At 50.7% G+C, this 12687-nt stretch carries 15 protein-coding genes; 11 read left to right on the forward strand and 4 right to left on the reverse strand.

Annotated features, from left to right (window positions below):
* Positions 1 to 11: 11 nt before the first annotated feature.
* Positions 12 to 584: a MarR family winged helix-turn-helix transcriptional regulator gene (locus CWO84_RS09795; protein ID WP_084153544.1), complete on the reverse strand. Its 573-nt coding sequence runs from the start codon at positions 582 to 584 to the stop codon at positions 12 to 14.
* Positions 585 to 789: 205 nt separating this feature from the next.
* On the opposite strand from CWO84_RS09795, the gene CWO84_RS09800 reads away from it, so the two are divergent.
* From CWO84_RS09800 to nirJ, 9 genes are all read left to right on the forward strand, one after another.
* Positions 790 to 2370 (forward strand): nitrite reductase, encoded by a 1581-nt coding sequence (locus CWO84_RS09800; protein ID WP_084153546.1) that lies wholly within the window; start codon positions 790 to 792, stop codon positions 2368 to 2370.
* The gene (locus CWO84_RS09805) at positions 2367 to 2678 is read left to right on the forward strand and encodes a c-type cytochrome (RefSeq protein ID WP_033159293.1); all 312 of its coding nucleotides are present in this window, start codon (positions 2367 to 2369) and stop codon (positions 2676 to 2678) included. Before CWO84_RS09800 ends, CWO84_RS09805 begins: the two co-directional genes overlap by 4 nt.
* 479 nt (positions 2679 to 3157) lie before the next feature.
* Complete coding sequence (locus CWO84_RS09815; RefSeq protein WP_225892912.1) at positions 3158 to 3436, forward strand: cytochrome c; 279 nt, start codon at positions 3158 to 3160, stop codon at positions 3434 to 3436.
* Between the two features lie 84 nt (positions 3437 to 3520).
* Complete coding sequence (locus tag CWO84_RS09820; RefSeq protein ID WP_033159296.1) at positions 3521 to 4699, forward strand: cytochrome D1 domain-containing protein; 1179 nt, start codon at positions 3521 to 3523, stop codon at positions 4697 to 4699.
* A gap of 1 nt (position 4700) precedes the next feature.
* Complete coding sequence (locus tag CWO84_RS09825) at positions 4701 to 5156, forward strand: Lrp/AsnC family transcriptional regulator (RefSeq protein WP_033159297.1); 456 nt, start codon at positions 4701 to 4703, stop codon at positions 5154 to 5156.
* Entirely contained in the window at positions 5149 to 5715 is a 567-nt protein-coding gene (locus CWO84_RS09830) for an AsnC family transcriptional regulator (protein ID WP_101052435.1), read from the forward strand. Before CWO84_RS09825 ends, CWO84_RS09830 begins: the two co-directional genes overlap by 8 nt.
* 2 nt (positions 5716 to 5717) lie before the next feature.
* On the forward strand, positions 5718 to 6161 hold the full coding sequence (locus CWO84_RS09835) for an AsnC family transcriptional regulator (RefSeq protein ID WP_101052436.1): 444 nt from the start codon (positions 5718 to 5720) through the stop codon (positions 6159 to 6161).
* Positions 6161 to 6640, forward strand: coding sequence for an AsnC family transcriptional regulator (locus tag CWO84_RS09840; RefSeq protein ID WP_101052437.1), 480 nt, complete (start codon positions 6161 to 6163; stop codon positions 6638 to 6640). Before CWO84_RS09835 ends, CWO84_RS09840 begins: the two co-directional genes overlap by 1 nt.
* A gap of 3 nt (positions 6641 to 6643) precedes the next feature.
* Positions 6644 to 7783 carry a heme d1 biosynthesis radical SAM protein NirJ gene (gene nirJ, locus CWO84_RS09845; RefSeq protein WP_101052438.1) on the forward strand — a complete coding sequence of 380 codons (1140 nt, stop codon included), beginning with the start codon at positions 6644 to 6646 and terminating at the stop codon, positions 7781 to 7783.
* 16 nt (positions 7784 to 7799) lie between these two features.
* On the opposite strand, the gene CWO84_RS09850 is transcribed toward nirJ, so the two are convergent.
* The gene (locus tag CWO84_RS09850; protein WP_101052439.1) at positions 7800 to 8297 is read right to left on the reverse strand and encodes a histidine phosphatase family protein; all 498 of its coding nucleotides are present in this window, start codon (positions 8295 to 8297) and stop codon (positions 7800 to 7802) included.
* A gap of 237 nt (positions 8298 to 8534) precedes the next feature.
* Between CWO84_RS09850 and erpA the strand changes: the two genes are divergently transcribed.
* Positions 8535 to 8867 (forward strand): iron-sulfur cluster insertion protein ErpA, encoded by a 333-nt coding sequence (gene erpA, locus CWO84_RS09855; RefSeq protein WP_033159303.1) that lies wholly within the window; start codon positions 8535 to 8537, stop codon positions 8865 to 8867.
* On the opposite strand, the gene CWO84_RS09860 is transcribed toward erpA, so the two are convergent.
* Entirely contained in the window at positions 8859 to 9974 is a 1116-nt protein-coding gene (locus CWO84_RS09860; RefSeq protein WP_033159304.1) for an anhydro-N-acetylmuramic acid kinase, read from the reverse strand. The genes erpA and CWO84_RS09860 overlap by 9 nt on opposite strands.
* A 4-nt stretch (positions 9975 to 9978) precedes the next feature.
* Positions 9979 to 11271, reverse strand: a complete 1293-nt coding sequence (locus tag CWO84_RS09865) for a peptidoglycan DD-metalloendopeptidase family protein (RefSeq protein ID WP_240618014.1) — start codon at positions 11269 to 11271, stop codon at positions 9979 to 9981.
* Between the two features lie 144 nt (positions 11272 to 11415).
* Here CWO84_RS09865 and tyrS point away from each other — a divergent pair, with 144 nt between their 5' ends.
* Positions 11416 to 12612: a tyrosine--tRNA ligase gene (gene tyrS, locus CWO84_RS09870; RefSeq protein ID WP_101052440.1), complete on the forward strand. Its 1197-nt coding sequence runs from the start codon at positions 11416 to 11418 to the stop codon at positions 12610 to 12612.
* Positions 12613 to 12687 lie beyond the last annotated feature (75 nt).

The raw sequence follows: 12687 nt of genomic DNA on the forward strand, positions 1-12687 counted from the left end.
TGGCCGGACAGTTAAACAGGGTTGTGTTCCTGGCAAATTTGCTCGCTATCGGCTGTGCTGAGCTTTTCCTGGGTTAGCTGGCAGAAAAAGCCGTCGTCTTTTTCGCTGAAATTGCGGCAGGTTTTGCAAACGCCGAACGATTGCGACTGATTTGCTTTTTGCAGCGCGGTAAGGGCTTGCTGAAACACATTAGCGTCTGAAGGCGGTGAATCGCTGCTTTGCAGGATGGCCGTGGCGCCGTGGAATAAATCAGACGGTCGCGCTTGTTTGAGTATGGCTGCGCCGTCCGCCAGCAACTGCAAATGCACCACGCGCTTGTCGTTGGCATCCGGCGTTTTACCGATATAGCCCTTCTTTTCCAGAATAATCAGCGATTGTGATACGGTGCCGCGAGTCATGCCCAGATAATTGGCGACAGCTGCTGGGGTGTTGCTATATTTATTGCAGCGCGAGAGGTAATTGAGCACTTGGAAGTGTACCGGCTGCAAGCCGAGTTCCGTACATTTTTTCCGCTCTTCGGAGCGGATCAACGTAGTCATGCACTCAATAAGTTCGTAAATATCAGTTTGTTGCATAAATTGCATTCTCATCGTGACCCACTAGGTTGACAAGGCGATAGTTTAGGGGGTAAATTGATAGCGAATCGAAACTTTACTTTATAACATCGGCCTGGAGTCAACAAGCTGTTATTTTACCATGCTAAATCGGGTGTCTGTTCGTCCTGATCTTTTATGGTTTAATGCACCAAGTTGGCTCTTTTTTTTAACTTGCGGGTGGCAGGAATTTTAAATGAAAAATACTATAAAAATGCTGAATAAATCCCTACTGGCGAGTTCTATCGCCATGCTGTTGTCATCCGGAGTGGCGGTGGCAAAATCCGACGACTTTCATAAGCTCTACCAAGACAATTGTGCCAGCTGCCACGGTTCCGATCACGGCGGTTATCTGGCGCCGGCGCTGAACTCGGCGACGTTGAAAGGCCGCAGTCCCACCTCCTTGCGCACCATCGTCATGGCCGGCAGCTTCGACACCTTGATGCCTCCGTTCTACGGCAAACTGAGCGACGACGAAATTCGCGGCGTGATCAAACATCTGCAAGAAACGCCAAAACAGCCCAACCCGGCCTGGACCATCGACGATATGAAAAAGTCGTTGAAAGTCTATGTCAAAGACGAAAGTACATTACCGGCCAAGCCGACTTTTCAAATCGACGATAAATTTGAAAACTTGATAGGTGTCGCGGCGCGCGGCAAATACGGTCGTGGCGAAGGCTCCAAAGCCATCTTTATTAATAGCTCCACCCATCAAAAAGTCGGCGAAGTACCTACCGGCACCGCCGCGCATATCATCGATTTCAACCCGGCCAATCCGCGCTGGGCTTATGTAAAAACCGATACCGCCGAGATTTTTAAAGTCGATTTGTATTCCATGCAAGCGGTACGCAGCATCAAAACCGGCTGGAACGGCCCGGGCATGGGGGTATCGCGCGACGGTAAATATATTATGGCCGGTTCTTTCGTACCGCATAACGCCGTGATTCTGAATGCCGATACCCTGGAACCATTGAAAACCTTCGAACTGGAAGGCACCGATCCGGATGGTAAACACGTTTCGTCCGACTCAGGCATGATCATCGGTACTCCATACGCGGACATTTTTGCGATTGCATTGGAAAATGCCGGCCAGGTTTGGGTCATCGATTTAAACAAAGAAGGCTTCCCTGTCACCCGGATCGAGAACGTAGGCCGACATTTGCATGACGCCTTCCTGACTCACGGCGGCAAAAAACTGATGATCGCGTCTTACGACGACAGCATCGTCGCCGCCATCGATCTGGAAAAACGCGAAATCATCAAAAAATTGGAAGCCGGGTGCGTGCCGCATGTTGGCGGCGGTTCGGCGGTGAAAGTGGATGGCCGTACTTTGGGCTTTGGCACCAACTTCGGCGATTGCGACAAAACCGTGGTCAGCGTTTGGGATCTGGACAAAATGGAAGTCGTCAAACAAGTACCGGTTTCCGGCGGCACCGAATCGCCCGCTGCGCATGCCAACGCCCCTTATGTGGCGGTTGACATCATCAGCAAGGATAGACGCGCCCGCACTGTACAGTTGATCGACAAGAAAACCCTGGAAGTGGCTAGAACCCTGGATGTCGGCGGCCACGCCTACTTCCCGGAATATAGCGCCGATGGCAAATTCCTGTATATCAGTGCCGGTTACAACGGCGACGAAGTGGTGGTTTACGATTCCAACACCTTGCAAAAAGTCGCCAGCGTACCGATGGAAAGCCCCGCAGGTATCTTCTCGCGCGGCCGGGTTAAATACATGACCCGCGGCTTGTCGCCCGACGAAATGGAGCAATCAAAATGAAGATGACTCATTTTATCGTGTCGTTGCTGGCGGGGTTGCTTGCCGCCGGTAGCGCACAGGCTACCAGTTTGTATGTCGGTCAAGCTAAAGCGGGCGCGGTGTGTGCGCAATGTCACGGCATCCGAATGCCCAGTGCCGATGCGCCGTTTCCACCGTTGGGCGGCCGCGATCCCGAGTATTTGAAAACCGCGATCAAACAATATCGCGACAAAACTCGGAAATCCGACATTATGAATGCGATCGCCGGTTCGCTGACCGACGCGGAAATCAACGACATCGCCGCGTATTACGGCAGCGTTAAACCTTAGCCTGATGGTTGCCGGATGAGAGTCGTATTAATTACTCTGTTGGTGGCGCTCACGGTAGTTGCTCATGCAGAAGCTGAGACGGATTGTGAAGGTGATATAGGTAGTACTCTGTATCAAGCTTGTGTCCTTTAAAAGACAATTAGCGAATTAGATGCGGAACTTAATGTCGAATACCGGAGAATTCTCGATTCTCATCCGAAAGATAGGTTTCCAAAAGAAAATGAATTGCTAGTAGAGGCGCAGCGCGCTTGGATTCGTTACCGGGATAAAGTGTGCGATTTTGAAGACCAAGCAATTGGTGGGGCATATTCAATTTCGTTGATGAGATGCAAGGCAAGAATTACTGAAAACCGGCTAAACGAATTTATTCAAATTTATGGGGACAAAATTTAAATCTAAGTTAATTTGGTAATTTTGTGTCATTCAAATGTATTATGTTTAGAGTTTATGACATGAGGAATTTATTGCTAGTGTTCGTTATGACCATTAGCACTGAAATTTCCGCCAATGAACTGACCTCGGTGCGGCAGCAGGAGCTGTTGAATATGCTCAAGCATGATTGCGGCTCCTGTCACGGCCTGCCGCCGAAAGGCGGCTTGGGGCCATCGTTGATGCCGGAAGCGCTGGCTGGCAAAAGCGACGCTCTGTTGGCGGATGCGATTCAAAACGGTCGAGCAGGCACGGCTATGCCGCCGTGGAAGAGTTTTTTGACTGTCGATGAAACTGCTTGGCTGATTCAACAACTAAGAACGCACTGAAGGCTGTTTTCGCAGTAGCTAGGCCTAATCGCCTAATGGGCAGATTTACTTCTTGAATGATCGACGCTAAATAACACGCGCCCTATGAAACTTTCTTATTCCCGAAGTCTCCTGATTTTCCTGTTGTCGTCTGCGCTACCCGGTCATGCGGAGCTCAGAGCCACCGGCGATCTCGGCGTAGTGATTGAACGAGAAACCGGCAGCATCCAGATTGTTAACACCACGAAACCGGTGTCGCTGAGTCGCATCGAAGGCTTGGGCGATTTGTCTCACGCTTCGATAGTGTTCTCCCGCGATCAGCGCTATGCCTATGTATTTGGACGCGATGGCGGTTTGACCAAGATTGATTTGCTCCAGGATAAAATCGATAAACGCATCATCCAGGCCGGGAACAGCATCGGCGGGGCGATTTCTCAGGACGGCAAAGTGATTGCGGTTTCTAATTACACACCCGGCGGCGTTAAGCTGTTCGACGCGGTGACGCTGGAACAACTGGCCGAAATCCCCGCTATTTACGGCGAAGACAATAAATTATCCAAAGTGGTCGGCTTGGTTGACGCGCCGGGTCAACGCTTCGTTTGCAGTCTGTTCGAAGGCAACGAAATTTGGCTGATTGATGCTAAAAATCCGCGTCAGCCCGTTGTGAAAAAATTTAAAGACATCGGCAAACAGCCTTACGACGCCTTATTGACGCCGGATGGCCATTACTACGGCGCTGGATTGTTTGGTGAAAAAGGTTTGGCTTTGCTGGATTTGTGGCAGCCGGAAAAAGGTGTCGAACATATTCTGGAAGATTACGGCAAAGATGATGAACAAATGCCGGTCTATAAAATGCCGCACCTGGAAGGTTGGACCGTGGCCGGCGACTGGTTGCTGGTGCCGGCAGTGGGATTGCATGAGGTGTTGGTGATCGACACCCGCGAATGGGAGTTGGTCAAGCGTATTCCGGTTGCTGGGCAGCCGGTGTTTGTTACCTCGCGGCCGGACGGGCGGCAAGTATGGGTGAATTTCGCCTTTCCGGACAATCAAACCGTGCAAGTGATCGATTTGAAAGATTTTAATGTGCTTAAAACACTGCAACCCGGCAAGGCCGTGCTGCACATGGAATTCAGTCCGCGCGGCGAATCGGTATGGCTGGCGGTGCGCGACGAGGACCGGGTGATGGTTTATGACACTGAGACCTTTGCCGAAACCGCCCGCCTGCCGGCGCAAAAACCCAGTGGGATTTTCTTCACTGATCGCGCCAATCGCATAGGTTGGTAACATGCTGGCACCCTTGCACAAACGCTTGCTCAACGACTATCAACAGGATTTTCCGTTGAGCCCGACCCCCTACCGCGACATTGCCGAACAGCTTGGCGTCAGCGAGGATGAGGTGTTAAATGCGTTTCAAACTTTATCCGAACAGCAGATGATCAGCCGCATCGGTCCGGTTATCGCGCCCAATAGCATCGGTAATAGCGCACTGGTGGCGATGGCGGTGCCGGAATTTGATTTGCCAAGGGTCGCCGAATTGGTCAGCGCTTATCCGGAAGTCAATCACAACTATGAGCGCGAAAATCGCTTCAATCTGTGGTTTGTATTGATTGCGGACAGTGAGGCTCACCTTAAAGGCGTGATCGCGGATATCGAAACTCAAACCGGCTATCCGGCGATGCTGTTGCCGATGTTGGCCGACTATTTCATCAACCTGGGATTTGAGCTTAATCTGCATGATTGACGCTATTGACTATCAATTGATTGCCGCCGTGCAAGCAGGATTACCGATTGCGGCGAGGCCGTATGCGGCAATAGCGGAGCAATTGGCGATAGCCGAGCAAGACGTGATTGAGCGTTTGGCCCGCTTGAAGACCCAGGGATTAATCAAGCGTTGGGGCGTAGTCGTCAAGCATCGTCAACTCGGCTACCGGGCCAATGCGATGATTGTGATGGATGTGCCAGACGACCGGGTGGCTCGGGTGGGCGCGTTGATCAGCCAGCAGGCTTGCGTGAATCTGTGTTACCAACGCCCGCGCCAAGGCGAAATCTGGCCGTATAGCCTGTATTGCATGATTCATGGCAAGACCCGGGACGTGGTGTTGGAACAATGGGCCGAACTGCGGCATGCCTGCAACCTATGCGAATATCCATTCGAAGTATTGTTTAGCCGGCGTTGTTTTAAACAGCGTGGCGCTCTGTATGCTCACCCCAATGGCAATGGGGCCTTTCCCTCTATTGCCGGAGAGAGCAGGACTGAGGAGATTAAAAACAAGCAGTCTTTTGGTATGCACTTCGCCTAAACATGGACGCCATAGACAAAGCCATTATCAACCGCCTGCAACAAGGCTTCCCGATTTGCGCAGCACCCTATCAACGAGTTGCTGAGGAATTGGGGCTTGTGGAAGCCGAGTTACTCGCAAGATTGCAAAACATGCTGGCCGACGGCGTCTTGTCACGCTTTGGGCCTATGTATCATGCCGAACAAATGGGCGGCGCCTTGACCTTGGCGGCCCTGAAAGTACCGGAGGCGCGCTTCGATGAAGTAACCGAAATCGTCAATAGCTTCCCGGAAGTGGCGCATAACTATGCCCGTAATCATCCACTGAACATGTGGTTTGTGCTGGCGACCGAGCAACCCGAACAGGTGGCAACCGTCATCGCGGAAATCGAGCGTCGAACCGGTCTGGCCGTCTATAACATGCCGAAGATCAGCGAATACTATGTTGGTTTGCAATTGGAAGCCTGATGCCCATCGATGAGATAGACCGGAAAATTATCCAAGCCACCCAGGCCGGTTTGCCCTTGGTCAGCGAGCCCTACCAAGCCGTTGCCGAGCAATTGGGCTTGTCCACCCAAACCGTGATGTTACACCTGGCCGAAATGCAACAGACCGGGGTGGTTCGCCGCATTGCTGCAGTGCCCAATCACTACAAACTGGGTTATCGTTTTAACGGTATGACAGTGTGGGATGTCGAAGATGGGTACGTCGACGAACTGGGGCAAAAAGTGGCCATGCTGCCGTTTGTCAGTCATTGCTATCAGCGCCCCCGGCACTTGCCTGAGTGGCCCTATAACCTGTTCGCCATGGTGCACGGCAAGACCGAACAGGATGCCGGCGAGCAAGTGGCTATCATTGCCGAACTATTGGGTGCGCAAGCACGCAGCCATGAGGTGTTGTACAGCACTAAAATTCTAAAAAAAACCGGTTTAAGAATCGGAGGATAAAGCATGTTCAGACTGAGCCAATACATGCGCGAACTGCTGCATCCAACCCCGCTGACGGCGCCGCGCAAACCCGCCGGGCCGGTAGTGATTTGGAACTTGATCCGCCGCTGCAATTTAACCTGCAAGCATTGTTACACCACGTCTGCGGACATCAATTTCCCCGGCGAACTGAGCACACCGGAAATTTACGCGGTGATGGACGACCTGAAGGCGTTTAAAGTCCCTGTGTTGATTCTGTCCGGCGGCGAGCCGCTGCTGCATCCGGATATTTTTGCTATCTCGCAACGTGCTCGCGACATGGGGTTTTATGTCGCTTTGTCGAGTAACGGCACCTTAATTAATCCATCTAACATCAAGCAAATCGCTGCCATTGACTACCAATATATCGGCGTTAGCCTGGATGGTATTGGCCAGACCCATGACACGTTCCGCCAGAAGCAAGGTTCGTTCGAGGCGTCGCTGGCCGGTATTCGTTTATGCCGTGAACACGATATTAAAGCCGGCGTCAGGTTTACGCTAACTCAAGACAACGCCCACGATTTCGAAGGTCTGTTGCAATTGATGGACGACGAAGACATAGATAAATTCTACCTGTCGCATTTGAATTACGGCGGCCGCGGTAACAAAAACCGTAAGGACGACGCCGAGTTTCAGTTGACCCGCAAAGTCATGGACAGCTTGTTCGAAAAGTCTTTAAGTTGGGAGCAGCAAGGTTTGCACCGCGAGGTAGTGACCGGTAACAACGACGCTGACGCCGTGTATTTTCTACATTGGGTCAAGCGCCGCTTTCCTGAGCGCGCAGAGCATATTCGAACCAAACTGGAACAATGGGGAGGCAATGCCTCCGGCGTCAACGTTGCCAATATTGACAATCTCGGTAATGTCCATCCGGATACGTTCTGGTGGCATTACGGCTTGGGCAATGTGCGTAAACGACCTTTTTCCGAAATCTGGATGGACGTCAATGATCCGCTGATGGCCGGATTGAAAGCGTCGCCACGGCCGCTGAAGGGGCGCTGTGGTGAATGCTACTATCAAAACATCTGCAACGGTAATACGCGGGTTCGCGCGCAGCAAATGACGGGCGATTTTTGGGCCGAGGACCCGGGCTGCTATCTGCTGGACGAAGAAGTTTTTGCTTAGATGGGATTGAGTTTGATTAGGCTTGACCTTGGCGCATCAATGCGCATGGGATGCTCCACAGCAATTTAGCCGAAGCTTGAGCCGAAAAATCGGCATCCAATCGAGTCAGAGAGGCTTTTTTGATAACAATGTTGTCGGGAGTCGTGCCCAGAAGCCGGGAAATGGTAATCGAAAAGTCCGGTTCGTGCCCGACTAGCCATGCGTCGCTTATGCCACGCTGGGCGAGTTTGCTAAGTTCGGTGAGTATAGTGGGTGTAGCTGTTTCGATTGCCAACCAACTAACGGTTTGCGGGGCTGGGCTGCCAGGGAGGCTTTGGTTGAGAATCCTTGCGGTCTGTTGGGCGCGTAACAGCGGGCTGCAATAAATTGATTCCGGAATTAAACCGTTGGCCAAACAAAATGCAGCGATGCGTTTTACCTGCTTTTCGCCTTTTTCGATCAAGGCTCTGTCCGCGTCGGGCAGCGATAAGCCGCCAACTTCTGCTGTAGCGTGTCTGAGGAAGGTGATAAGCATAGTTGGTCTCCTTGTCGGACAGTTTTAACTGGAATCTTCGGTTATCGATACGTTTGGGCTTTCGGCGAAGCGATGGAGTGTGTTTAAGTTCCAGCTAAATTTAGCGCAAATAGTTGCCTGGTTGTTACGCCTTTAGGGCTTTAACCGCTAGCCTGGGGAATATAGTGGATAATTCTTGACTGAATTACTGGGTATAGTCATAATCGCTCAATCTTTCAATTGCTTATAGAGTTTTATATGTCCGATCCTATTGTTTTTACCGACAGTGCAGCGCAAAAAGTAGCGGGTTTAATTCAGGAAGAGGGTAACGATAATCTTAAGCTCAGAGTTTATATCAGCGGTGGCGGCTGTTCCGGATTTCAGTATGGTTTTACCTTTGACGAAGAGGTGAATGACGACGATACGCAAATCCTCAAAGACGGTGTGACAGTGCTGATTGATTCGATGAGTATTCAGTATCTTAGCGGTGCCGAAATCGATTACAAGGAGGACTTATCCGGCGCGCAATTCGTGATTCGCAATCCAAATGCGACCACTACCTGCGGTTGCGGCTCGTCTTTCTCAGCTTAAGCCGTTTTTACCCGGATAAATCCCACCTAATACCACGGGCGTAGCTGCGCCCGTGACGCTGCATAGATTTCCCGGCAGATTGTTCAGGGTTTGCCGTGCCAGCCAGGCAAAAGCAATCGCTTCGACATGGTCCGGGTCGATTCCCCGTTCCGCTGTCGACGTTACAGACATATCCAGATTTTTCCGTAACAGCTTCATCAATTGGCCGTTATGTGCTCCGCCGCCGCAAATCAAGGTTTGCAAGGTATTTGGTGCATATTGGCGAATGGCATCGGCGATAGTGTCGGCGCTGAATTGACAGAGTGTGGCTTGAATATCTTCGGGCTCAAGGTCTGGAAATAAGCTGAGCTTTTGCTGTAACCATGCAGGCGAAAAATATTCCTTTCCAGTGCTTTTCGGTGGCGCTAGCCGGAAGTAATCGTCGTCACTTAAAGCTGCGAGCAGGGCAAGGTGGGCTTTGCCCTTGGCTGCCCAGTTGCCGTTACGGTCATAAGGTAGGTTGTAATGTTGCTGACACCACCAGTCCATTAAGCCATTGCCGGGGCCGGTATCGAAGCCGATGACCGGTTTATCGTTTAACGCCGTTATGTTGGCGATGCCGCCAATATTGACGATGACTCTGGCTTGTGCTGCGTCGCTAAAAACCGCTTGATGAAAGGCTGGAACCAGCGGCGCGCCTTGGCCACCGACGGCAATGTCGCGGCGGCGGAAATCGGCGACCGTGGTGATGCCGGTGATTTCGGCGATGCGATTCGGATCGCCGATTTGCAGAGAAAAGCCATTGGCAGTCTCCGGGGCGTGATAAACGGTTTGGCCGTGGCTACCGACAGCTTTGATTGCGCTCGCTGGGATCTGAGCGTTACTTAATAAAGTCAGCGCGGTTTCGCCGAATAAACGACCGATCTGGCTATCCAGCGAGCCGTAATCTGTTAATAAAACAGGTTGATTCGCTTGACTAAGCTTGTGAATTTTTTGCCGGAGTTCGGGGGGGAATGGTTGGTAATGGAATGCGACAAGTTGTATTTTGCCGTTGCTAAAATCCACAAGACCAGCATCGATACCATCGACGCTGGTCCCTGACATTAAGCCTATATAAAGCTCGGACACTGTATTAGTTTTGAGCAACCAGTGCGTCGCCTTTGGCTTGTTTCAGTTGCGCCAAAAATGGCTGGGTTTGTGCTTTGAATTTGGCCAATAAGGCTTTGTCCATAGGCATGGAGTGAGGTATTTTGGCGGTAACCGGGTTGACATGCATGCCACCGATACGGAATTCATAATGCAAATGCGGGCCGGTAGCTAAGCCGGTTTTGCCGACATAACCGATCACGTCGCCTTGTTTAATGGCGCTGCCGAGTTTTTGACCGGATTTGAAACCGGACAGGTGGGCGTACAAAGTTGAGTATTTTTGGCCGTGTTCGATTTCCACTACATTGCCGTAGCCGTTTTTCACGCCGCGGAAGACGATTTTGCCGTCGCCGGTGGTTTTAACTGGTGTGCCGATGGCTGCGGAATAATCGACGCCTTTGTGAGCGCGTATGGTATTCAGGATGGGATGCTTGCGGTGCAAATCAAAGTGCGAGCTGATTTTGGCAAAATCCATCGGCGTTTGCAGAAAGGCTTTGCGCAGGTCATTGCCGTCCGGGGTGTAATAACCGGTGTTGCCTTGGTTGTCTTCGAAGCGCACGGCGGTATAGGTCTTGCCCTGGTTGACGAATTCAACCGACAGGATCTCGCCGGTGTCGAATTCTTTGCCGTCTACAAATAGCTTTTCATAGACGACCGTAAATTGGTCGCCGTCTCTTAAATTAAGTGCGAAGTCGATGTCCCAGGCAAAGATGTCAGCCAGTTTCAGGATTAGTTTTTCCGGCAGGCCAGCTTCCTTGCCGTCTTCGAACAGTGAGGAATCGATAGAGCCTTTAGCGCTGGCAATTTGGTAATCGACTTTTTTACTGAGTAGTTCCACGTCGAAATTGTCGTCATGCCGCGTGGCTATCAATGTTTCGAACGGATTTTTGCTGTAAGTCAACTGTTCCAGTTCGCCTGAAGCGTTCAACGTAGCGACGACGTCTTGACCTGGTTCGACGTCGGCGAATTGTTTGCCGGTAGGGTTGGCGTGGATGATTTTATGCAAATCTTCCCGGCTTAAATTGAGTGCGGAAAAAATGCTGGAGAGGTTCTCGCCGGATTTAACGGTGTGTTCAAGTTCCTCGGTGATGTTGAGGTGTTGCGCTTCGGGAGGTTCTACGTATTTGGTGTATTGGTTGATCTTGGACGAGATCAGTCTGTCTTGCTCCAAGGTTTTTGCGTCTTCAAAACCTTTATGCGGTATCAATCCGTAACTTGCGCTGGCGGCAACAACGGTGCAGGTGCCTAAAAGCACCGACTTGAGTATTCTGTTCTTCACAGTAATCACACTTCATTGTTTGTCGAGCGTTTCATTGTAGGGAATTTTGGTGCATAAGGCCAACAAAAGGCCATTTTTTATCCTTCCCTACAATTCCATCACTTATAATGCGCGGCCAAAACTTAAGGCTAATTGGAGAATAAATTGTTGCAAGAAACCTTGGCTCAGTTGCGTTACGGCGCTGAAGAAATTTTGCTGGAATCTGATTTGGTCAAAAAATTGGAGGAAAATCGGCCGCTAACAATCAAGGCCGGATTTGACCCGACCGCGCCTGATTTGCATCTGGGGCACACGGTGCTGATTAATAAGCTGAAGCAATTTCAGGATGCCGGGCATAACGTGCAATTTTTGATCGGCGATTTTACCGCGATGATAGGTGATCCGACTGGCAAAAACGTCACCCGTAAGCCGTTGAGTCGTGAAGAAGTGGCGGAAAACGCGAAAACCTATCAGGCACAGGTGTTCAAGATTCTTGATCCCGAAAGAACCGAGGTGAAGTTTAATTCGGCGTGGATGGGGGTGATGACCAGTGCTGAGCTAATCCAGTTGGCGGCAAGAAACACCGTGGCGAGAATGCTGGAGCGTGATGATTTCAGTAAGCGATATAAGGGTGGTCAACCGATTGCAATTCACGAATTCTTGTACCCCTTAATACAAGGCTATGACTCGGTGGTCATGAAAGCGGATGTTGAGTTGGGTGGTACGGATCAGAAATTTAACTTGTTGATGGGTAGGCAATTGCAGGAAGGTTATGGGCAAAAGCCGCAAGTCGTTCTAACTATGCCGATATTGGAAGGACTTGATGGTGTCCAGAAAATGTCCAAATCGCTTAACAACTATATAGGTATAGCCGACGTTCCTGATGATATGTTTGGCAAGATCATGTCGATCTCAGATGAGCTCATGTGGCGTTACTTTAAGTTACTGAGCTTTAAGCCAATGACTGAAATAGAAAGTTGGCGGGCTGCGTGCGAGAGTGGTGAGAACCCAAGAAATTACAAAGTTGCGCTTGCGCAGGAGATTGTTGGTAGATTTCATGGGTTGCAGGCTGCAAAAACGGCTCTGGAAAGTTTTGAGGCCCGATTTCAGCGCGGGGCGCTACCGGATGTTATCGAGGAGGTTCAAATTAAAGTCGATGAACAGGGAATGCCGATTGCTAATGTGTTGAAAAATGCTGGGTTAGTGGAAAGTACTTCTGAAGCGCTACGTTTGATCAAACAAGGTGCAGTAAAGATTGATGGTGAAAAACTGGAGGATCCCAAAGCTTTAATTTCGGCGCCTGCGAGGCATGTTTATCAAGTAGGGAAAAGAAAGTTTGCGCGAATAGAAATAATTTCTTGACGCGAGGATGTTGGGTAATTAGAATGAGCGGCTCTTCACTGCTCTGGCTTTTAAGTTTTAGCGGTGAAGCGGTCG

It is taken from the genome of Methylomonas sp. Kb3 (assembly GCF_002834115.1).
Taxonomy (GTDB): domain Bacteria; phylum Pseudomonadota; class Gammaproteobacteria; order Methylococcales; family Methylomonadaceae; genus Methylomonas; species Methylomonas defluvii.